The organism is Malonomonas rubra DSM 5091 (assembly GCF_900142125.1).
Lineage (GTDB): Bacteria > Desulfobacterota > Desulfuromonadia > Desulfuromonadales > Geopsychrobacteraceae > Malonomonas > Malonomonas rubra.
Genome location: NZ_FQZT01000001.1, coordinates 451,116 through 473,303, shown reverse-complemented (window position 1 = coordinate 473,303; position 22,188 = coordinate 451,116). Strand labels below are relative to the sequence as shown.

Genomic DNA, 22,188 nt, shown 5'->3' with positions numbered 1-22,188 from the left:
CTGTTCAGTCTTTTAAAGAAGCCATTATTAGGGAAAACGCTTATGAAGAAAACCTATTTTCCGATCAGTCTGGAAAAAATATCAACATACTCACTGACATCCCGCGACAACAAGGTGAACGTGGACGAACATTTCGCCGCACCGCCGAATGCGGATGCATCGTTTGCCGAATTTTGGCACAGTCTGCCCGATCTGCTCGGTGCGGAATCGCTGCGCGGTGTCGTCAAGGCGATTGTCAACGCGAAGAAGAAAAATCGTCCCGTGGTGCTGGCGATGGGCGGGCACGTTATCAAGTGCGGTCTCCAGCCGGTGCTGAAGAAGCTGATCGAAAGCGGCATCATTACTGCCGTAGCAACGAACGGCTCGGTGACCATTCATGATTACGAGGTCTCTCTGGCTGGTGCCACATCAGAGGATGTGGGCGCTGTGCTGCAGTCGGGTGATTTCGGTTTCTCCCGTGAAACCGGGCAGGGGATGAACGCCGCGCTGGCGGACGGGCGGACAAAAGGCTGGGGCTTCGGTGAGTCGATCGGCCGGGCGATCATTGAAAATGATCATCCCTATAAAAAATTCAGTCTGCTGGCCTGTTGTGTCGAAAATGAGATTCCGATCACCGTGCATGTGGCTGTCGGCACCGACATTATCCACCAGCACCCGCAGGCGGACGGGGCGACCATCGGCGAGCTGTCGATGCAGGATTTTCGTCTGCTCAGTTCCGTCGTCGCCGATCTTGGTGATGGTGGTGTTTGGTTGAACGTCGGTTCGGCGGTGCTGCTGCCGGAAGTGTTCCTCAAGGCGCTATCGATTGTCCAGAATCTGGGCCATAAGGTCGATGACTTCACCACCGCTAACTTTGATATGATTCAGCATTATCGGCCGCTGCAAAATGTGGTGAAACGGCCGACTTCGGGGCAGGGACGGGGCTACACCATTACCGGGCATCATGAGATCAACATCCCGTTGCTTGCCCATGCCGTGCTGAATGAACTGCGAGAAAGCGAATAAATGACAGCGCAACTGATCGAAAAGATTTTAAAGGAAATTGCCGCCAGTAAGCTGCTTGTCGTCGGTGACCTGATTCTCGATAACTACATCTGGGGTAAAACCAGCCGTATTTCTCCCGAAGCGCCGGTGCAGGTGGTTGAAGTCGAGCGTGATGAGCTGCGGCTCGGTGGAGCCGGGAACGTTGTCAACAACCTGCAGGCGCTCGGCTGCCGGGTTGCTGTCGCTTCGGTTGTCGGTGATGACGACGATGGACGGAAACTGCTTGAGCTTTTTGAGCGCCAGGGAGTCGATGTCGCCGGTGTTTTACAGGCAAAGCAGCGGACGACCAGCCGTAAGAGCCGGGTGCTGGCCAGTCAGCAGCAGATGCTGCGTATCGATCGGGAATCAACCGAGGAAATCTCTGCTGGGGAGCAGTCGCAGCTGTTTGCCTTTATCAAGCAGCAACTGCCCGAGGTTGGGGCGGTTCTTCTGTCCGACTACCTGAAAGGTGTTCTGGCTCCGGAATTGCTGCAGCAGATCATCGAACTTTGCCGCAAGCAGAACATTCCGGTCATCGTCGACCCGAAAGGGACCGACTTCAGCCGTTATCGTGGCGCAACCCTGTTGACGCCAAATCGAAGAGAAGCCGAGGTCGCGACCGGAGTCGTCATCCGGGATCAAGCCAGCCTGCTTCAGGCAGGCGAGAAACTGTTGAACGAGCAACAGCTTGATGCCCTGGTTTTGACGCGGAGTGAGGAAGGCATGAGTCTGTTTACAGAGACTGGTGTCGAGCATCTGCCGACCGAAGCGCGTGAAGTGTTTGATGTCTCCGGTGCTGGTGATACCGTTGTCGCACTGATTGGTGCAGCGCTCGGTGTCGGTGCAGAGTTAAATGATGCGGCCCAGTTGGCCAACCTGGCAGCCGGAATCGTGGTTGGTAAGTTGGGGACCTCGACGGTTACAGCGCCGGAAATTATCAACAGCTACTCCCGTCGGCACAGCCTGGCCGATGGGAAAATTCTGCCGCGTAAGGAACTGGCATCCCTGCTTGATCCACTGCGCAGCAACGGCAAGAAAATTGTTTTCACCAACGGCTGCTTCGATCTGCTGCACGCAGGGCACGTGAAATATTTGCAGCAGGCTCGTCAGCTAGGAGACCTGCTAGTATTGGGGCTCAACTCCGATAGCTCGATCCGACGGCTCAAGGGAGAGAAGCGTCCGCTACTCGAAGAGTCGGAGCGGGCGCAGATTCTGGCAGCGCTCGACTGCATCGATTATCTGAGTATTTTTGACGAAGATACCCCGCTGGAGTTGCTGCAGCTGGTGCGCCCGCAGATCCTGGTCAAGGGGGGCGATTACCTGCCGGATGAAGTTGTTGGTAAAGAGCTGGTCGAGAGCTACGGTGGCCGCGTTGAGTTGATTCAGTTTGTCGACGGCAAATCGACTACCAATATCATCGACAAAGTTCTCAGCAGGTACCGGGATGGCGAGTAAGCGCGCGGTCTTTCTCGATCGCGACGGGACGATCAATGTCGAAAAAGATTACCTGATTGACCCTGCAGAATTCGAGTTCATCCCCGGGGTGCCGGAAGCGTTGCAGAAATTACAGCAGGCCGGGTTTTTGCTGGTTGTGGTCAGCAACCAGTCCGGAGTTGCGCGTGGTTATTTCGGGCTGGATGATGTTGATCGGTTGCATGCGCACATGAAAGTCTTGCTGAAAGAGTACGGTGTGGTTCTGGCCGGTGTCTATATCTGCCCCCACCATCCAACATCCGGAGTTGGCAAGTATAAAATTGAGTGTGACTGCCGCAAGGGAGAGCCGGGGATGCTTCTACAGGCCGCTCGTGAACTGGATATCGATCTGCCAAAATCCTTTATGGTTGGTGATAAAGATGCCGATTTTCAGGCCGGATCTGCCGCCGGCTGTTCATCGATTCTTGTACGAACTGGGCACGGTGAGAAATGGGTGCAGAAAGCGCATGAGAATAATGTCCCGGCTGTGGCCGATCTGCCTGCAGCTGTAGAGAAAATTCTGCAAGCTTAACGAACCTCCGGCAAATCCTCCCAGCGGGTTGTGTAAGCCCTCGATAAATGGGCTTGATTCATGAACCAGTTTTCTTCTTCTCTTTGCCCTCCGAAACGAATTTTGCTGCCTTTTTGGTTGATCTGATCGATTGTCGACATTAATCGCCTTTGCTGTTCTTGCTCGGGAGTGCTGGCGAATAAGGAAAATTGACTCTCTTCTTTCAGGCAAAGATCTCCCAGCATGACGCCGGTTTTGGCGTAGCGGTAGCCGTCTTTCCAGATTGAATCGAACAGCTGCGTTGCTGTTTTAGTGATGGCCATGGAGTCCGAGGTCGGCGTGGAAAGTTTGGCCGTTGCCGAGTTTGAGTAGGTCGGATCGCCGGGACAGTACATGCTGGTCCGGGCATACACGTTTATGATGCGGCAAAGTTTTTCTTCGCCGCGTAACCGTTCAGCCACTCTGGCGGCAAATTCACAGATTGTTTCCCGTAGCGGGGCATAATCGGTCATCTTCTCCGCAAAAGATCTGGAACACATCAATTGTTGGCGTGCCGCCGGGACATCCTCAAAAGAAAAACGTACAATGCCGTTGAGCTCATCAATAATTTTCACCAAGACGATGGAGAAGCGTTTGAGTGCTGTGCTTTTGTCCATCTGGGCGAGTTGCAATGCGCTTCTGATCCCGAGGAGTTTCAGCTTCTGCGCGCTTTTTCTGCCAACGCCCCAGACCTCATCCACCGGTGTAATCTCCAGAAGTTTTTTCTGTCGTTGTTCAGCCATCAGATCAACGCTCCCTCTCGTCGCTGGATATTTTTTCGCCGCGTAGTTGGCCAACTTCGCCAGTGTTTTTGTCGGTGCTATGCCGATGCAGACCGGAACCCCGATGTTCTGCTGGATGGTCTGCCGGATTCTATGTCCGTACGCTTCCCACGAGTCAGGAATCCGAAGACCTGTCAGGTTGAGAAAGGCTTCATCAATAGAATAAACCTCCAGCTCCGGTGCAAGGCTTTCCAGTGTCGACATGACCCGCGATGATATGTCGCCGTAAAGAGCATAATTGGAAGAGAAAACTCTGATGCCGTGTTTTTTGACCAGATCGGCGATCTGAAAAGCAGGCACCGCCATTTTGATGCCGAGGGCTTTTGTCTCCTGGCTTCTGGCAACAACACAGCCGTCATTGTTGGAAAGGACTATGATCGGGGTGTTTCTCAGCGAGGGATCAAACAAGCGTTCGCAACTGGCGTAAAAATTATTGCAGTCGACCAGGGCGTAAACTGTTTTCATAATTTCCTGAGGGAGTGGATAACTGTTGTTGCCACGCCGAATATCTCGATATCGGTTTCTTCCGGTATGTCGATCGGCTTGTATTTATCATTCATCGGAACCAGTCGCAGCCTGGGGCGAGTTTCCAGCCTTTTAACCGTCAGTTCTCCATTAAAGGCAGCAATGATGATATCGCCATGTTTAGCTGTCAGTGAGCGATCAACGACCAGCACATCACCAGGGAAAATTCCAGCATCCAGCATAGAATCACCCTGTGCCCGGACAAAATATGTCGCAGCCGGGTGCTTAACGCAAAGTTCGTTCAAGTCGAGACGCGCTTCACAAAAATCGGTTGCGGGGCTAGGGAAGCCGGCAGCAACAGCTTCAGAGAAGAGGGGGAGTTTTGAATCTTTTGGTTTTGAGTCTGACATTGGGTTCCAGCAGCAAATATTGCGTTATTTACCCCGTGCTGAAATAAGAAAAGCCCGGTCATTACTGAGCAGCGACCGGGCTTTCTTTTTTGAGTGGTACCGAAGGCCGGAATCGAACCGGCACGCCCGGAGGGCATCGGTTTTTGAGACCGACGTGTCTACCAATTCCACCACTTCGGCACGAGCTTGACGATTATATTCATCCCCACCCGTTTGTCAAGTCTCTATCCTTGCCTGGAGAGTTTTCTGCAGCTGCTTCCATTTTGTTCCGCGTGGGAGTGGTTGACCGTCCAGGCTGCTGATCGGCAGGATGTCGGTCAGGGCATTGCAGATGAAGGCTTCGTCGGCTGTAACCAGGGCGCTGCGCGGGATTTTTTGCTCGCAGACGAGATAGCCCAATTCGATGGCCGCATCGATGACTTGGCGACGCATGGTCCCTGCGAGGACGAGGCTGCCGAGCGGTGGAGTTATCAGCTTCTGGTCGCTGATGACGAACAGGTTACTGGTACTGCCTTCCAGCAGGTTGTTTTCGGTATCAGTAAAAAGGGCCTCACGTGCGCCTTTTTTCTGTGCATAGTTGGCAGCGTAGAGGCAGTCGGTGTAGTTGCCCCGTTTCATCTGTGGTAAATGGTTGAGCGGGTTGACGCGGCAGTTCGGGGCGGTGATGCAGGTTGCGCCTTTTTCCCGTTCCACCTCATCGATTTCGCAGAAAGGGACAGCGGTCAACAGGAACCAGCTGTGCTGCGGATCGGGGAAGGCCAGCCCCTGATGCTTGCCGCGGCCGATGGTCAGTCGGATGCGACTGGCTTTTGCTGTCAATCCGTTTGCTAATTGTTGTAGCGAGGTTTCGATACGGACTCGGTCACAGGGCATATCGATCAGTTTGGCCGACAACTCCAGGCGATCGAGATGTTCCCGCTGCAGCAGTATTTTGTTGCCGCGTGCTTTCAGCGTTTCGAACAGAGTGTCGCCAAAAAGAAAGGCTCCATCAGTAACCGACAGATTGGCATCTTCGTGCGGGATGAATTTTCCGTTTAGGCAGACCAGCATGTCAATCCATCGCCTCCTGCAGGACTTTGCGCAGCGCTTCGCCTTTGGCCATGCACTCAAGCCATTCTTTTTCCGGGATCGAATCGGCGACGATACCTGCGCCGGTCTGGTAGCTCAACTGCTTGCCGATACGCTGAAATGTGCGGATCAGGATGTTCAGATCCATGTTGCCGCAGGCGCTGATGTAGCCGGCGCTGCCAGTGTAGCAGCCCCGGCCGACCGGTTCCAGTTCGTCGATGATTTCCATGCAGCGTTTTTTCGGCACCCCGGTGATTGTGCCGCCAGGGAAGGTCGCACGCAGCAAATCGATGGGGCCGCAATCGGAGCGCAACTCGCCGCGCACGTTGGAGACGATGTGGGTGACATGCGAGTAGCGCTCCAGCACCATCAGTTCATCGACCTTTACGCTACCGGAGGTACAGACTTTGCCCAAATCGTTGCGTTCCAGGTCAAGCAGCATAATGTGTTCGGCTCGCTCTTTCGGATGCCCCAGCAGTTCTTCGCCCAACAGCTGATCTTCCGGCGGGGTGTAACCGCGTGGCCGTGTGCCGGCAATCGGCCGGGTTTCGGCAAGATTGCCAAGCAAAGAGACCAATCGTTCGGGCGAGCTGGAGATGATATCCAATTCGGGAAAGTGCAGCAGGCAGGCGAACGGCGATGGGTTGACCCTGCGCAGCTGCCGGTAAAGCTCCGTCGAGTCGCCTTCGATCCGTCCATCGAAACGGCAGGAGAGATTGACCTGGTAGATATCACCGGCGGCGATATAGTCTTTGCCTTGCTGGACCATTTGCTCGAACCTGGCCTGGCTGATGATCGCCTGTGGCTGTTCGAGAATTTTCAGCCGGCCGTTGTTTGCAGCGACTTGGATGTTACGTATCTGTTCTGCAATTTGTTCAAGGTCGACAGCTGCATCAAGGGATGCCAGAGTCAACTGTTTATGCTGATGGTTGTAGACGGCAGTTGTATCGACCCAATAAATGTCAATATCGGCAACCAGCAGGTCACGTTCGGCACGGCTGGGAAGATTTTCGATCTGCTGCGCCAAATCGTAGCCGAAATAACCGAAGAAGCCCCCGGGGAAAGGTGTCGTTTCGCTCGGTTGAACCCATCGCTGTTGCAGGATATCGGCAAGTCGGGTCAGCGGATCACCGGTCAGTTTTGTCCGTTGATCCTTTTCACAGTGGTAGAGCTTGCCTGCAAGGAGCTGATAACGCTCCCGGCTGCGTAACGGCAAGATCGAATAACGCCCGGTTTTCGGTAACGGGTTCAGCGATTCGAGCAGTCCCGGACCTTGAGGGCAGAGCTGCTGATAAGCGGTTAGTGGATCGAAATCTGCGAGCGGGAAAGAGATCGATTTTACGGTCATTTTTACCTATTCACGTTCTCGATAAATGTCAGCAACCGGTAACTTAGATAATTGGTTGTCTGCTGTCAACTCAGCTTGCCTTCGTCAGGCAGTTTTGTTAAAAATAACAATTCATTTACACATGAAGTTCAAGGAGATAAATAAAATTATGGGACTGATGACCGGAAAACGGGGAATTATTTTTGGCCTGGCCAACGATAAAAGTATCGCTTGGGGGATTGCCCAGCAGCTGCGTGCTGCCGGTGCCGACCTGGCTTTTACCTATTTGAACGAGCAGCTGGAAAAGCGAGTGCGTCCGCTCGCCGAGAGCCTGGATGCCGAAATTATCCTGCCGTGTGACGTGCAGGACGAAGCGCAGATGCAGGGTGTTTTCGATGCACTGAAGGAAAAGTGGGGCGAGATCGATTTCGTCGTTCACGCCGTTGCTTTTGCCAACCGTGAAGATCTGAAGCAGCCGTTTAGCCAGACCAGCCGTGAAGGTTTCCAGCTGGCTCTCGATATCAGCGCTTATTCGCTGGTTTCGATGACCCGCTGCGCGCTGCCAGTGCTAAAAGAAGGCAGCAGCATCGTTACCATGACCTACCTCGGTTCGGTCCGTTCGGTGCCACAGTACAACGTCATGGGTGTCGCCAAAGCCGCGCTCGAATCCTCGGTCCGTTACCTTGCTGCCGAGCTGGGTGAAAAGGGGATCCGCGTCAACGCCGTTTCCGCCGGTCCGATCAAGACTCTGGCGGCCTCAGGTATCTCCAATTTCAAGGAGAAGTTGCGTTTCGCCGAGGAGGGCGCACCGCTCAAGCGCCTGGTCTCTCAGGACGAAGTTGGCAAAGCCAGCCTTTATCTGCTGTCTGATCTTGCCAGCGGCGTTACTGGTGAAATTCACTATGTCGATGCCGGTTTCAGCACCGCAGCCGGTTAAATACAATTCGATCAGATTAATATAAAAAATGATGTTAAAAGGCTCCCTGCTATCAGAGAGCCTTTTTTTGTTTCAGCTGACGCAGGAACAACCAGCTGGCCGGTGGCAGCGTCACGCTGAAGGCAACCGTCAGCCAGAAAAAGGTCTGCTGTACGCCGACCTGATCTGCCAGCATGCCGATCAGGGGACCAGTGCAGACGAAAGCCAGCCTGAAGCAGAGCGATTGCAGTGAAAGAATCCCGGCCCGGTTGGCCGACGGAATCTCCTGCTGGGCATGGTTTAACAACATTGGTCCGCGCAAACCACGCATGCAGGTCAGCAGGTAGTAGAAGAGAAAGCCCCACACTCCTCCCGTCGCTCCCAGGCCCAGGTAGCCGCCGATGACCAGAGCGGTAAAAAGGAGCACCATCTTTGTGTCGCCCAGTTTCAAGTGGAAACGGTGGCTGACCAGCGCGAACAGCGCGACACTTAAATTGGCACCTGCCCAGATTGGCCCGAACCAGCCGATCGGCACACCACCATCCTGCATGTAGGGCTGAATCAACCAGACCGGGTAATAAGAGGTGAGACCGAGGAGTAGACTGAGCAGAATGGTGTAGCGCAGCTTCTTGTTTTCGATCAGCGCATAACGGGTCGAGCGCCAGGCTTCCTTGATGTGGCTGGTCGGATGTTCGATCTGTCGGGCCGGTTCGACCAGGCTGCGGGTGAGAAAGAATGCCAGCAGCCAGACGCCGATCTGGATGAAGAAGGGGAGCAGCGGAGCGGCCGCGTAGAGTAGCCCGGCGAAGATCGCACCGCAGGATTCACCGATCTGGCCGCTGCCACTCATCCTTCCCTGGTGGCGGGCGTAGTGAGCTTCTTCTTCCGTGCCCTTCACGCTTTCAAACAGCAGCGCGCTGTCGGAACCGCTGATGAAGGAAAGCGAGGTGCCGAGGAAAATTTCCGCGATCAGGACGCCGGTGAACGAATCTGCAATGGTGTAGAGCCCCCAGCCGATCACTCCGAGTAGTGAGGCGTAATTCAGCGCCTTGCGGTAGCCGATCCGGTCGCTCAGGTAGCCGGACGGGTATTCCATCACCACCATGGCCACCGAAAAAATCCCCTGTAGCAGCAGGATCTGCGTCAGGCTCAAACCGACCTGGTCCTTCCAGAACAAGGTAATGATCGCCATCGGAAACAGGCTCATCTTCAGGAAAGAGAAGGCGTACAGTTTTTTGATGTTGCTCTGCAGATTCGGCATGGGCGGCAGCATAGCGGTATTTGTCGCTCCGCTCCAGCGATAAGCGTTGGAAATGAAAAGGTAGGTTGTGTTATTATCATAAATTATTAATCTTCGTGCTTTTGTCGTGTGGAGACTTTGGGGTAATGAATAAGCGGGAGCTGCAATGGCTCCTTTTTTTCGGAGAATGAGTGAAATGGATATATCCGCAACGATTGCAGAGATGAAAAAAGATCCGGCATTTGCCGAGAACGTCGGTATGGTATTGGTGCATAACGGCACCGTACGTGGCTGGTCGCGCGGTGACCGGGCAACCGTGACAAAGATCGAGGTTGCAGCCGATCTGGAAAAGATCGAGCAAATCCGGCAGGAGACCGAGCAACTCGAGGGCATTTATAAAGTGGTGATCGAAGCCCATGGCGGTATCAAAGAACCGGGTGACGACCTGCTGTTTCTGATCGTTGCCGGTGATATTCGCGAGAACGTCAAGCCGGCGCTGGCGACCCTGCTTGACCGGGTCAAGTCGGAAGCGATCACGAAAAAAGAAATCAAAGCTTAAAATAAATGATCGAAGGCAAAACCAGTGGCCTCAAGGCCAGTCAGATTCATGCGCTGGAGCGAATTTACCGGCGCAAGATCCCGGCCGGAGAATTAATCACCGGCGAACTGGCGCGCTACCTGACCGAACTCTCCCGCGAAATCCAGCGGCAGCTCGGCGTTATTATCGATCGCGGCGGGGTCGTCGAGTACGTCATCGTCGGCGATGACCGTGAAATCGTTATCCCCGATCTGTCGAAGTACAGTCTCGGTCGCAGTGGCTTGCGCGGGCTGCGCTGTATTCACACCCACCTGAAGCAGGAACCCCTAAGTCGCGACGACCTGACCGACCTCGAACTGCTGCGCCTTGATGCGATTGTTGCTCTCGGTGTACGTGAGGACGGCCTGCCGGGCAAGATTGAGTACGCTCACCTGTTGCCGGATAGCGAAACAGCCAAAATCGAACGGATCGGTTTGAATGATTTTTATCAGCTCGATCTCGATTTCTCTGCCTTTATCCAGGCCCTTGACCAGGAGATGGAACGGGTCGCGGAAGAAACCGTCGATCTGGATGATGGTCGCGAGCGGGCGTTGCTGATCTCGGTGGGCAGGGGCTCGCGGCAGCAAGTGGAAGATTCGATGGATGAGCTGGATGAACTGGCGCGGACCGCCAACCTAGCCGTTATCGATAAAGTGATCCAGCGACCGCGCAAGCTCAATCCCCGTTTCCTTGTTGGTGAGGGTAAACTACGCGAAATTATCATCAGTGCGCTTCAGCGCCGCGCGACCCTGCTGGTGTTCGACCAGGACCTGACGCCGAACCAGGTGCGTTCGATCACCGAGGTGACTGAAATCAAGGTCATTGACCGCACCCAGCTGATTCTCGATATCTTCGCCAACCGCGCCCAGTCGCGTGACGGGAAGGTGCAGGTTGAGCTGGCGCAGCTTAAATACATTCTGCCGCGCCTGACCGGCAAGGGGACGGCGATGTCGCGGTTGATGGGCGGTATTGGTGGCCGCGGTCCGGGTGAAACCAAACTGGAAATTGATCGGCGGCGTATTCGCGATAAGATACGACGTCTCGAAAAACAGCTTGATGGCCTCGGTCGTGGACGCCTGCAGCGACGCCAGAAACGGGTTCGTGCCGGGGTGCCGATCATCTCCATTGTCGGTTACACAAACGCTGGCAAATCGACGCTGCTTAATGCCATGACGCAGAGCGAGGTGTTCACTGAAGACCTGTTGTTCGCGACCCTCGACACTTCGACCCGACGGTTGCGTTTTCCACTGGAGCGGGAGGTGATTATCACCGACACAGTCGGTTTTATCCGTGATCTGCCGAAAAGTTTGATGGGTGCCTTCAAAGCGACACTGGAAGAGTTGGAAGACGCTGATCTGTTGCTGCATCTGGTTGATCTTTCAAACCCCAGATTTAACGAACAGATCGAGTCGGTCGATAAGATTTTGGAAAGTCTCGATTTGGGCACCCGGCAGAGGCTGTTGGTGTTCAACAAGATCGACCAGGTTGACCCGGCTGATGTGCCGCATCTGTGCCGACGTTACGACGCGATTCCGATCAGCGCGTTCGATCGCAGCAGCTTCAAGCCGCTGCTGGAGGAGATGCAGCGTCGTTTCTGGCCGGAAGAGGATTTTCATGAAGAGGGGTCTGCTTGACTTTGAGCATGGGTATACATTAGTCTGCCCGCGGCACGAAAAGTGGATTTGTTTGAAAAATAAGAGATATTGGTGTTTTTTATGTTGAGATTTTTTCTTGTTACTCTGCTGTTGTTCGGCCTGGGTGGTTGCTTTACTCCGGCGCCGAAACAGGTGGACATATTACCTGGTGCTGCGCCGGAAACTGCACAGACCGAAGAATCCGTTACAGGTGAAATTACTCCTGCGCAGGTTGATGCTGCCGTCGAAGAGGCTGTCGAGGTTCTGAACCAACAGCCCTTGGTTCTCCCGATTGAACCACCAGCTGTTGTTATTGAAGAGACGATCGATATCCCGGTTCTGCCGTACTGGGGCGACTTCCCGTTAAGCGATCACCCGCGTGTCGACAAGCTGTATAAGCTTTACACCGGCAATGCCCGTAAGACCTTTGGCAACTGGCTGAAGCGCGCAGGGCTTTACATCCCAATGATTCAAAAAGTTTTCGAGGAAGAGGAAGTGCCCCTCGATTTAGCGTATCTGGCCATGATCGAGTCCGGTTTCAACGTCCGTGCTTACAGTTGGGCACATGCGGCGGGGCCCTGGCAGTTTATAGAAAGCACGGCAAAACTGTATGACATGAAAAACGACTGGTGGCAGGATCAGCGGTGTGACATCGAAAAGGCGACCCATGCTGCCGCTCAGCATCTTAAATATTTGCACCAGCGCTTTGATGGTGATTGGTATCTGGCTGTTGCTGCCTACAATGCCGGCGGCGGCAAGGTGCGTAAAGCGATCAGAAAAAAAGGAAGCCGTGACTACTGGGATCTGGTCGACGGCAAGGTACTGCGAGAAGAGACGAAGAATTACATTCCCAAGCTGATCGCTGCTCTTAAGGTTGTCAAGGATCTGGATGCCGCAGGCTTTGGCGATCTGGAAGTGCATGAGCCGATCGAGTACGAAACGGTCAGCATTCCCAGCAGCACCGACCTCGACGTTGTTGCCCGCTTCTGTGATGTTGACTATGCAACGATTAAAGCTCTGAACCCGCAGCTCAAACGCTGGAGTACTCCCCCCGGCTGCAAAAATTATCAGTTGAAGGTTCCGGCCGGAACGGCCGAACAATTCAACCTGCTTTATGCCGAGCTGCCGAAAGATCAGCGGGCTCGTTATCACCGCCATCAGATAAAATCTGGCGATACCCTCGGTAAACTGGCGCGGACATACCGTATCCAGATCGATGATATCATCACCCTCAATAACATTGAAAACCCACGTGCACTGAAAATCGGTCAGAATCTGATTCTGCCGCTGCAGGAAAATTTCACCAGCCTGCCGGTCGATTCTCTGGCTGACAATTATCAGCGCAGCTACCGTAAAACCTATACTGTCCGCTCCGGTGACAGCCTGTGGAAGATTGCCAAGCGTTTCGGTGTCAGCGAAAAGGAGCTGCGCGTCTGGAACCGGCTTGGCTGGAGCAATATGCTGAAACCTGGGCAGAAACTGGCCGTATCCAAACCGCGCGGGCGGACCAAGGTTGCATCACGCAAAGTCGGCCCGGCCAAAAAGGTGGTTTACAGTGTCCGGCCGGGTGACAGCTTGTGGAAAATCGGTCGACAGTTTGATGTTGAGCTCGATATGATCCGCCTGTGGAACGATCTTTCGCACGGGCAAGTTCTGCGACCGGGCCAGAAGCTGACGCTGATGGTACCGACCAGTGGTCAGGGCTGATCGCAGGTTGCTGATCGGCCGCTGTTCTCTTTGACTTTTGTTGCGCAGATTGTTAAAGTTCAGCGCCGAAATGACCTGCGATTTTATTGATCAATCTGTGGGGTGATTGACCCTGCCGCTAAAGGAAAAATTTCATGTTAAATACCCTTGTTTCACTGGCAATATCGGCACTCTGTGCTGCGTTGACTTTCAAGTTTCTGACCACCAGCATGCCGATCGTTGTCTGTGTCGCTATCGTTGGTTTTTTCCTGCCATTTATTCTGATTGTTCGTGTGGTGATGAAAAAGGTTGAGGCCACCATGATGGGCGCACAGCAGGATGTTATGGCCAACCGCACTGAAAAGGCGATCGCCACCCTGAAAGAGGGGATGAAGTACGGGGCCTGGCAGTTCTACATCAAGCAGCAGATTCACTCGCAGATTGGCAGCATTCTTTACATGAAGCGTGATTTCAACGAAGCCGTTCCCTATCTGGAGAAAGGCTTCATGCGCAACTGGGTCAGTATGGGCATGCTCGCCATTACCTATATGAAAAAAAACAAGACCTCCAAAATGATCGAAACTTTCGATAAAGCAGTTTCCGGCTCTGCTAAAGAGCCGATGATTTATGCGCTCTACGCGTATTGCCTGGAAAAAATCGGCGAGCGACAGAAGGCGATCGGGGTTTTGCAGAAGGGGCTGAAAAAAACTGCTAATGATGAGCGCCTGCAGGAAAATATCGAGCTGCTGGAAGCCGGCAAGAAAATGAAGATGAAAGGCTTCGGTGACGTCTGGTACCAGTTTCATCTGGAAAAACAGGGTGCGCTGATCAAAAAACAGACCAAAGCGATGACCGGGCGCCGCAAGCAGGTGGTTCGTTAAGAAAAATGAGGACATGATGGCGAAGAAGAAAAAGAGCTCCGCCGGATCAAAGCAGAATAAAGAGTTTAGCAGTAACCCCTTCAGTAATCTGAAGGGGTTTGCTGTTTCTGCGGAAAAGGAAAAACCGGTGAGTGAAAAGAAGGTTCGGCCTGAAAATAAGCAACCGACTTACGGTTCATTCGCCGATGAGATGGAAATGCTCGGGGTGAAAAGGCTGGATCATGATGAAGAGTTTGAATATTCGCCTGATCCAGACGATCTGTTAACAGCGCCGGAAAACGCCGATGAAGCTGAATTGACTGAAGATGAGCAGTTTCTGCAGGCAATGGGAACTTTGCAGGTCGATTTCAGAGATAGCCTGCCGGAGTCCGCATCAGCGTCGCCTGCGAATGCTTCTGCCAGCAGGATACGACAGCTGAAACAGGGGAAACTGAAGCCAGAAGCTTCCCTCGATTTACATGGCTGCAAACGGGGTGAGGTTGCTGAACGAATCATTTTTTTTCTCCAGCGTGCAGAACATCAAGGCTGGGAAACCCTGTTGCTGATTACCGGGCGTGGTTTGCATTCGGCCGATGGCGAACCGATACTGCGCAACGAGGCGGAAAAATTTCTTCAGTCTGAAGCTAAAAGGTGGGTCGCCGAGTGGTGCCGTGCCCCGAAACATTATGGTGGTAATGGTGCACTGGTACTTTTCTTAAAAAAACGACAGGAGTGAGTTTTTTGTCAACCAATCTCTTCCTTCGCCGTTTGTAACAACAGATGACAAAATTCGAATCTGTTTGAATCTACAAAAGGAGCGAAAAATGAAAAGATCTCTGCGTAAAAGCTGGTTGGTTTGGACCCTGCTGGCCTTGTTTGTTATCAGCCCGATAACCCTTGATTTATCTCAAGGAATTTTTTCCCTGCAAACCGCTGATGCTAAAGGCGGCGGTGGTAGCGGTGGCAGCGGTGGCAGCGGTGGCAGCGGCGGTAGCGGCGGTAGCGGTGGTAGCGGCGGTAGCGGCGGTAGCGGCGGTAGCGGCGGTAGCGGCGACGGAGGTGGCGCGGAGAACGGAGGGAGTGCTTTAGGCTCTGGCGATGCTACCGGTGATGGGGCCGACGGAGATATGGCACAGAACAGAAATCAGCATCAGCACCAACATCACTACAGATACAACTATGAAAAACAGGATCCGGTCGAACCGACTGAACCTACTGAAAGCGAAGAAACTGATGAGCAGATCGAGAACGTTGATACTCCGACAGAATCTTGATCTGATTTATTAAACAGAAATTGCAGATATTAAGAGGCACCCCTTGCCGGCAGGTTAGGGGTGCCTTTTTTTGTTCTTCTGTAGCTAGCTAGTGAAATGGGTTGAATGTGTGTTTTTATTGTTGATTGACGAGGTGCAAAAACCTATTATGAATAATCAATCGTTTTGCTTTGTTTAAGCTGATTTCCAGCGAACCTGTAACTTAGAGGAGCGCTCTATGGCACAGATTTTCAAAAATAACTCACTCTCCATTGGCCGTACCCCGCTGGTGCGACTCAACCGGGTCGTCAGTCAGCAGGGCGGGAATGTCTATGGCAAGGTGGAAGGGCGCAACCCGGCCTATTCCGTCAAATGCCGCATAGGCGCTGCAATGATCTGGGACGCACTGAAAAAGGGGACCCTGAAACCGGGGATGGAGATCGTCGAGCCGACCAGTGGGAACACCGGCATCGCTCTGGCTTTTGTCGCTGCTGCCAACAACATACCGATCACTCTGACCATGCCGGAAACAATGAGTCTTGAACGACGCAAGGTTCTGAAGGCTTTCGGGGCCAACCTGTTATTGACTTCGGGTGTGAAGGGTATGGCTGGTGCGGTCGCTGAAGCGGAACAAATGGCAGAAGAGAATCCGGAAAAATACCTGTTGCTGCATCAGTTCAAAAATCCGGCGAATCCGGAAATTCATGTACAAACAACGGGTCCGGAAATCTGGGAAGATACCGATGGCCAGGTGGATGTTTTGGTTGCTGGTGTCGGGACTGGTGGAACAATTTCCGGTATCTCACGATACTTCAAGAAGGTCCGCAATAAACAGATCATTTCGGTTGCGGTTGAACCCGAGGCGAGTCCTGTGATCAGCCAGCATCTGGCGGGAGAGATGTTGCAGCCGGGGCCACACCAGATTCAAGGTATCGGTGCCGGCTTCATCCCTGACACCCTCGATCTTGATATGGTCGATCGCGTAGAGACTGTCAGCAATGAAGAGGCGATCGATTTTGCCCGGCGCTTGGCGAAAGAAGAAGGGCTGCTCTCCGGTATTTCCTGTGGCGGAGCTGTCGCTGCGGCAGATCGTTTAAGCCGAGAACCAGAGTTTGCAGGGAAAAATATCGTCGTCATTTTGCCCGATTCGGGAGAACGATACCTTTCCAGTGCCCTGTTCGAAGGCATTGTCTGACAGCATTCTGTCGTCGGGGTGTTGTTGTGAAGACGCTTTTACGCAACACCTCGACAAAAACAGCTTCAGTTGTGTTATCCTCTGGCGCACGAAAAATCGAGCGGTACATTCATGTTCCATGAGGTTATGTAATGTTTAATGTCTCCACTGATGAAAACTCTTCTTTGGCCGCATTTGCGGGAACTTTGAATCAAATTTTGGAACAGGCTTCGGAATTGGCTTCCGAGCTTGGTGATGATTTTGCCCGCTATGTCATCGATTTCGATCAGGTTTGTCAGCGACTGGGCGAGGGGCGCTTCCACCTGGCTGTCCTCGGCCAGTTTAAAAGGGGTAAAAGCACCTTGCTGAATGCCCTGCTCGGCGACGACTTGCTGCCGACAGATATCTTGCCGGTGACGGCGATCCCGACCTTTATCAAGTCCGGTGATGAGGTTGGTGCTGCTGTTTACTTTCTCAATCGTGAAAAGCCAGAACGTTTTTCCGCTGATGGTGAAAAATCGTTGGCTGCCTTTCTCAGTGAATATGTCACAGAGGCAGGTAACCCGCATAATCGGTTGTTGGTCCGGCGAGTTGAGATCAGCCATCCGGCCCAATTGCTTAAGCAGGGGGTGGTGCTGGTCGATACCCCCGGGGTCGGCTCGACCCTGAAACACAACACTGAGGTTGCTCACCAGATTTTGCCAGAGTGTGATGCGGCGCTCTTCCTGGTTTCGCCCGATCCGCCAATTACTGAAATGGAATTGGAATACCTGGAACAAATCAAGCAGCAGTTGCCGCGCACTTTTTACCTGTTGAATAAAGTTGATTTCCTCGATCCTCAGGAACAGAAAAGTTCGCTCCTCTTTCTTTCAGACCAGCTCCGCCGGTTTTATGATTCAGCTCCACAAGTGATGCCAATTTCCGCGCGCAAGGGATTGCAGGCGCGCTTGGCTGGCGATATGGATGGCTGGAACAAAAGTGGGATGCAGCTGGTTGAACGTAACCTGATCGACTTTTTTGCGCGAGAAAAGCAACAGGTTTTGCTGCAAGCTCTGGGGCAGCGGACAGGTGATCTGCTGAACGATATGGAAATGCAACTGAAGCTTTGCCTCTCTGCGTTACAACTGCCGGTTGCCGAACTGCAGGAAAAACTGGATCAGTTCCGCAGTACGCTGCCGGATGTAGAGCGGGAACAATTGGCTGCTGAAGATATCCTGGCGGGTGACCTTAAACGGGTCGTGGAGAAACTCTCCTCTGCAACGGAAGGGGTGCGCGAACGGGCTAAACAGAAGATTCTGCAGCAGGTAGAAGGACTGCTCGAATCGGTCGAAGACGCTGAGGAGATGGAGCGGCGTGTGCAACAGACTGTCGCTGGTGAAATCGAGCAGTTTTTCGCCCCGGCGATGCAGCGCACTGCTGAACTGGTTCAGCAGGAGGCTTCTGCCGTTTTGACCGCTAACCAGAAACAGAGCGATAAATTGATCGAGCAGGTGCGCCGCACGGCTGCTGAGTTGTTCGATATTCCCTACCATGCCCCGGTTGGCAGTAAGTCTTACCGGCAACTTGAGGCTCCGGCTTGGAGCAGCGATCTGTTTATCTCCGATATGGATCCTTTAGGGCAGACGTTGTCGCGCAAACTGTTCAGCAAGAAATTCCGTCGCCGGCGTACGGTAAAGCGTTTACGCGAAGAGAGCCGCAAGCTGGTCAATCAGAACGTCGCGCAGATCCACTCGGCGCTGCATAAAAGTCTGGAGAAAAGCTTTCGTGCTTTTGGCGCGGAGTTGCGAGAACAGCTGGAAAAAACCATCAGTGCGACCCGCAAGGCGATGGAGCTGGCACTCCAGCGCAGTGAAGCCCACTCACAAGCGCACGCGGCACGCGAACTGTTGCTGCAGCAATCAATGCAAAAGTTACTGCGGCTAAAAGAATCCTTGACTCAGTAATTTTTGTTTACCATTCCAGGTACGAACAACCCCCGAAGCGAGTTATCACTCCGGGGGTTGTTTTTAAGCGTCCTCAGGCATTTCTTTTTTTGCAACGGTTTTTCTTGGTCGGCCCGGTCTGCGCTTTGGTTTTTCTTCAGTCTGAGCTTCTGACTTTTCCTCAGACGTTTTTTCTGCCGGCTTTTTCCGCGGGCGCCCCGGCCTTCGTTTCGGCTTCTCCTCTGTGGCGGGAGTCTCTGTGTTTTCCGCAGGCTTATCAGCGCTTTCAGATTTAGCGGCGGTGGTTCTACTGCTTGTGCGCCGGGTGCGTGGCTTCGGCTTTTCCTCAGCAGGCGCTTCGCTTGCTGTCGCTTCAGCAGGTTCTTTCACGGTTTTCTTGCGCGGGCGCCCCGGTCGCCGTTTCGGTTTTTCCTCAACAGCTGTAGTTTCTGCCTTTTCAGGTGCTGCGGTAGTTTTTTGTACTATGGGCTCAGCTGTTTTTTTGACTGCCTGACCAGTGCCTGGTTTCGGTTTGGCATCCGGAGTCGTTTCTTCTGGGCTGTCCACCTTTTTTTCTGCCGGTTTTTTGCGTGGGCGGCCCGGTCGACGTTTCGGTTTTTCCTCTTCTGTTGCCGGTTGCTCAACTGCTTCCTGTGCAGCTTCTGTCGCCGGCTTCTCCTCGGTTTTTTTACTGCTGCGGCGTGGCCTGCGTTTCGGCGTTTCTTCTGCCGCAGTTTCTGAGACTTCTGTCTTTACTTCTGTTTCGCCGTTTGTTTCTTGAGCAGGTTCTTTTTTTCGGGCCGGTCGGCGGCTTCTACGCTTCGGTTTTTCCCCTGTTTCAGTTGAAGTCGAAGCCGATTTCTCATCAGCCTTAGCAGGACTTGTTTCTGTGGCCAGTTGCTCGCTCTTCTGCTCAAATGCTTCTGCCTCTTGAGGCTGAGTTTCGGCAGCAGGAGTATCGGGGCTTTCAGTCTCCGAGCTTTGATCGCTGCTCTGCTCGGCTTCCGTTTCCGGTTTTCGGTCGGTCTTTTTCCGGCGGCGACGGCGACGGCGGCGGCTTTTCTTTTCTTCCGCTTTTGGCTCGGTCGTATCATCACCCTCTTGGTTTTCCGGATTTTCAACCGTCTCCTTTTCTCCGTTTTCGGCAGGGACATCCTGTTGTGCAGCGGCCAGAGCGCTTTCGATCTGGTTGGCATGAGTGACCGGAGCGATTTCGCGATCGTTCTCGATGCTCTTTTCGCGTCTGTGCAGTTCCATGTCGAGCTGGCCCGGCATCATCCCGGCACGGCCAAAAATGGTGACTTGCAGATTCAGTTTCTGTTCCAGTTCAACGAGGGATTGCCGCTTACGGTTGAGCAGATCGTTGGCAACATCGAGTGGAACCCAGGCTTCGATGTGACCAATGTGGCCTTTGGATGCAGCGGCGTGAATCTGGCGCAGCAGGCCGACGGCCTGGTTTTCTGCACTTTTGATTCGGCCTTTGCCCTGGCAGTGCGGACATTCGAGGTACGAGCCAACGCTCAGGGTCGGTTTCAAACGCTGCCGACTCATTTCCATTAAACCGAACTGGCTGATCCGGCCGACCGAGACTTTAGCTTTGTCGTCTCGTAATGCCTTGCGTAGTTCCTGCTCGACCTCACGGATGTGTTTGCGGTCGCGCATGTCGATAAAATCGATCACCACCAGTCCACCAAGGTCGCGCAGACGAAGCTGACGACCGACTTCGGCAGCCGCTTCCAGGTTGGTTTTTACGGCAGTTGCCTCAATGCCGCTTTCGCTCGACATTTTGCCCGAGTTGACGTCGATAGCAACCAGCGCCTCGGTCTGGTCGATGACGATGGAACCGCCGGAGGGCAGGGGGATCTGGTTTTTCGACAGGGTTTCGATCTGCTCCTCGATCTGGTAGCGGGAGAAGATCGGTCGTTTTTCCCGGTGCTGTTTCACCAGGTGGCTGAGTTCAGGCATGACCAGAGAAAAGAAGTCTTTTGTTTCCTGAAAAACTTTCTGGTCATCAATCAGCACTTCGTCCATTTCAGTGCTGAAGTAATCGCGGATAGAGCGGATCACCAGGTTCGATTCCTGATACAGCTGGGCTGGCGCCTTGATCTGATCTTTGCGGGCAATAATTCCTTCAAACAGGCGCACCAGGTAATCGAAGTCGCGCTTCAGCTCGTCCTTCTCCTTGCCGATGCCGGCGGTACGGACGATGTAGCCCATCCGTTCGGGGAGATTGAGTTCCGCCATGGTACGCTTGAGCTTCTTGCGTTCGGGTTCGTCTTGAATTTTGCGCGAGACACCCTTTGTCGTGCTGTCCGGCATCAATACCATGTAACGGCCGGGGATCGACAGGTTGGTGGTCAGTGCCGCACCTTTGCTGCCCCGTTCTTCCTTGACGATCTGGACGAGGATTTCCTGGCCACGATGCAGGATGTCTGCAATCCGAGGACGGCCACTGGCATTTTCATCTTTCGGGGGATAAAGGTTGGGATGGATTTCGCCGATCTGCAGGAAACCGAGTTTTTCTGCTCCGTAATCGACAAAAGCGGCTTGCAGCCCGGATTCGACCCGAACCACCACCGCTTTATAGATATTTCCTTTGGTTTGTTCCTGTCCAGCGATCTCGATATCGAGTTCACTCAACAGCCCATCGACAACAATCGCAACCCGGTTTTCTTCCGGATGCGATGCGTTGATCAGCATCTTCTTACTCATTATTTTTTAAACCTTTCCGGCCGCATACATCAGCGGGTCTGACGGGACTTCGGCCTGCCGACCTCTCCGCTTTTGCGGGGTCGTTTGCCAGAAATCCACTTTAATTTTCGGATAGGGTCAGGGCGTGCCCGGCGCTATCAAACTGATACTTTCCTATGCTCAACGGTCTCTACGCCTGATGGCGGAGACCCGTTTCAGCTTAAATCTTGGTATGGAACTATAGCAGATATGAGATATCTGTAAATCATATTTGAGTACTTTACTCGTTTTTTGCTGTTTTTCGCCCCACTTTGTTTCTCCGGTAAAAATCAACCGGGGAAGAATGTTTTTTCTGCATTCGTTATCTGCGCGAAGACAGGAAACTTGAGTGATATCCGCTATACTTTAAACAAACCAGCTAATCGGAAAGGGGATAGTCTATGGCAAATCGTGACTTCTGGACTCCACAACAAGAAGCAAAACTTCTCGCCTGGCATCAGATTCAGCAGATTGCTGATGCGAAAAAGCCGGCGCCTTGTTTCACCGTCGCTCGAGATTTTGGGTGCCAGGCATATCCACTGGCGGAAGAGTTGGTCAAACGCCTGAATGCCCGGGTTGCCGGAGAACCCTGGGTGGTGATAGGGCGGGAAATTCTGGATGAAGTTGCGAGGTTGTCAGGTTTTTCGGTCGAACAGATTGAAAAATCACAGGATACGCCCAATTCATTGAAGGCGATCTTTTCCATGTTCCTCGACAGTAGTTTGGCTGAGGAGACAGAAGTTTTTGCCCATATGCGCAATGTCATTCGCAGCTTTGCCAAGCGGGGCAATTGCGTTCTCGTTGGCCGTGGTGCTGTTTTTGCTGCGGCCGGTTTGCCGAACTGCATTCATCTGAGGCTGGTAGCGCCTTACGAGTTCCGGGTGAATAAAATTATGAAATCACATGGCTTGAGCGAAGCAGAGGCGAAAGATTTTATTGAGTTGCATCAAAAACAACGGGCCGATTTTATCAAGCGTTTTTCGGGTCACGAGCAACCGGACGATCCGGTTCTTTATCACATGGTTTTGAATAATGGTTTGTTCAGCATCGTGGAAATGGCTGAAATGATCGAAGAGCATATGATTAAATTGTAGAACG

General features: G+C 53.1%; 19 protein-coding genes and 1 tRNA gene. 13 read left to right on the top strand and 7 right to left on the bottom strand.

Annotated features, from left to right (window positions below; all coding sequences use genetic code 11):
• Positions 1–42 precede the first annotated feature (42 nt).
• Genes BUB13_RS02115 through gmhB form a run of 3 tightly spaced genes read left to right on the top strand, consistent with a single transcriptional unit; the run spans position 43 to position 3,028 of the window.
• Positions 43–1,005 carry a GSU2086 family protein gene (locus tag BUB13_RS02115; protein WP_072905088.1) on the top strand — a complete coding sequence of 321 codons (963 nt, stop codon included), beginning with the start codon at positions 43–45 and terminating at the stop codon, positions 1,003–1,005.
• Positions 1,006–2,478 carry a bifunctional D-glycero-beta-D-manno-heptose-7-phosphate kinase/D-glycero-beta-D-manno-heptose 1-phosphate adenylyltransferase HldE gene (gene hldE / locus BUB13_RS02110; protein WP_072905087.1) on the top strand — a complete coding sequence of 491 codons (1,473 nt, stop codon included), beginning with the start codon at positions 1,006–1,008 and terminating at the stop codon, positions 2,476–2,478.
• Complete coding sequence (gene gmhB, locus BUB13_RS02105) at positions 2,468–3,028, top strand: D-glycero-beta-D-manno-heptose 1,7-bisphosphate 7-phosphatase (RefSeq protein ID WP_072905086.1); 561 nt, start codon at positions 2,468–2,470, stop codon at positions 3,026–3,028. The genes hldE and gmhB overlap by 11 nt, the downstream gene beginning before the upstream one ends.
• On the opposite strand, the gene umuC is transcribed toward gmhB, so the two are convergent.
• From umuC to BUB13_RS02080, 5 genes are all read right to left on the bottom strand, one after another.
• Entirely contained in the window at positions 3,025–4,293 is a 1,269-nt protein-coding gene (gene umuC / locus BUB13_RS02100) for a translesion error-prone DNA polymerase V subunit UmuC (RefSeq protein ID WP_072905085.1), read from the bottom strand. The genes gmhB and umuC overlap by 4 nt on opposite strands.
• Complete coding sequence (umuD, locus tag BUB13_RS02095) at positions 4,290–4,703, bottom strand: translesion error-prone DNA polymerase V autoproteolytic subunit (protein ID WP_072905084.1); 414 nt, start codon at positions 4,701–4,703, stop codon at positions 4,290–4,292. The genes umuC and umuD overlap by 4 nt, the downstream gene beginning before the upstream one ends.
• Positions 4,704–4,797: 94 nt before the next feature.
• Positions 4,798–4,883 (bottom strand) — tRNA-Leu (locus BUB13_RS02090).
• A gap of 36 nt (positions 4,884–4,919) precedes the next feature.
• Positions 4,920–5,753, bottom strand: a complete 834-nt coding sequence (locus tag BUB13_RS02085) for an aminotransferase class IV (protein ID WP_072905083.1) — start codon at positions 5,751–5,753, stop codon at positions 4,920–4,922.
• 1 nt (position 5,754) lies between these two features.
• On the bottom strand, positions 5,755–7,119 hold the full coding sequence (locus BUB13_RS02080) for an anthranilate synthase component I family protein (protein WP_072905082.1): 1,365 nt from the start codon (positions 7,117–7,119) through the stop codon (positions 5,755–5,757).
• A gap of 148 nt (positions 7,120–7,267) precedes the next feature.
• Here BUB13_RS02080 and BUB13_RS02075 point away from each other — a divergent pair, with 148 nt between their 5' ends.
• Positions 7,268–8,035, top strand: coding sequence for an enoyl-ACP reductase FabI (locus tag BUB13_RS02075; RefSeq protein ID WP_072905081.1), 768 nt, complete (start codon positions 7,268–7,270; stop codon positions 8,033–8,035).
• 52 nt (positions 8,036–8,087) lie between these two features.
• Here the strand turns inward: BUB13_RS02075 and BUB13_RS02070 are convergent, their stop codons facing one another.
• A complete protein-coding gene (locus BUB13_RS02070; protein ID WP_072905360.1) occupies positions 8,088–9,275 on the bottom strand; it encodes an MFS transporter in 1,188 nt (395 codons plus the stop codon).
• 175 nt (positions 9,276–9,450) lie between these two features.
• On the opposite strand from BUB13_RS02070, the gene BUB13_RS02065 reads away from it, so the two are divergent.
• From BUB13_RS02065 to BUB13_RS02030, 8 genes are all read left to right on the top strand, one after another.
• Positions 9,451–9,813, top strand: coding sequence for a molybdenum cofactor biosynthesis protein MoaE (locus BUB13_RS02065; RefSeq protein ID WP_072905358.1), 363 nt, complete (start codon positions 9,451–9,453; stop codon positions 9,811–9,813).
• A gap of 5 nt (positions 9,814–9,818) precedes the next feature.
• Positions 9,819–11,465, top strand: a complete 1,647-nt coding sequence (hflX, locus tag BUB13_RS02060; RefSeq protein WP_072905080.1) for a GTPase HflX — start codon at positions 9,819–9,821, stop codon at positions 11,463–11,465.
• Positions 11,466–11,546: 81 nt separating this feature from the next.
• Complete coding sequence (locus BUB13_RS02055; RefSeq protein WP_072905356.1) at positions 11,547–13,172, top strand: LysM peptidoglycan-binding domain-containing protein; 1,626 nt, start codon at positions 11,547–11,549, stop codon at positions 13,170–13,172.
• 134 nt (positions 13,173–13,306) lie between these two features.
• Positions 13,307–14,032 (top strand): tetratricopeptide repeat protein, encoded by a 726-nt coding sequence (locus BUB13_RS02050; protein WP_072905079.1) that lies wholly within the window; start codon positions 13,307–13,309, stop codon positions 14,030–14,032.
• A 16-nt stretch (positions 14,033–14,048) separates the two neighbouring features.
• Entirely contained in the window at positions 14,049–14,747 is a 699-nt protein-coding gene (locus BUB13_RS02045) for a Smr/MutS family protein (protein WP_072905078.1), read from the top strand.
• Positions 14,748–14,835: 88 nt separating this feature from the next.
• A complete protein-coding gene (locus BUB13_RS19105; protein ID WP_072905077.1) occupies positions 14,836–15,285 on the top strand; it encodes a hypothetical protein in 450 nt (149 codons plus the stop codon).
• Positions 15,286–15,502: 217 nt separating this feature from the next.
• Positions 15,503–16,459, top strand: coding sequence for a cysteine synthase A (cysK, locus tag BUB13_RS02035; RefSeq protein ID WP_072905076.1), 957 nt, complete (start codon positions 15,503–15,505; stop codon positions 16,457–16,459).
• Between the two features lie 131 nt (positions 16,460–16,590).
• Positions 16,591–18,381: a dynamin family protein gene (locus BUB13_RS02030; protein WP_072905075.1), complete on the top strand. Its 1,791-nt coding sequence runs from the start codon at positions 16,591–16,593 to the stop codon at positions 18,379–18,381.
• Positions 18,382–18,444: 63 nt separating this feature from the next.
• On the opposite strand, the gene BUB13_RS02025 is transcribed toward BUB13_RS02030, so the two are convergent.
• Positions 18,445–21,072, bottom strand: a complete 2,628-nt coding sequence (locus tag BUB13_RS02025; protein ID WP_072905074.1) for an Rne/Rng family ribonuclease — start codon at positions 21,070–21,072, stop codon at positions 18,445–18,447.
• A gap of 419 nt (positions 21,073–21,491) precedes the next feature.
• Here BUB13_RS02025 and BUB13_RS02020 point away from each other — a divergent pair, with 419 nt between their 5' ends.
• Positions 21,492–22,184 carry a cytidylate kinase-like family protein gene (locus BUB13_RS02020; protein WP_072905073.1) on the top strand — a complete coding sequence of 231 codons (693 nt, stop codon included), beginning with the start codon at positions 21,492–21,494 and terminating at the stop codon, positions 22,182–22,184.
• The last annotated feature ends 4 nt before the right edge of the window (positions 22,185–22,188 follow it).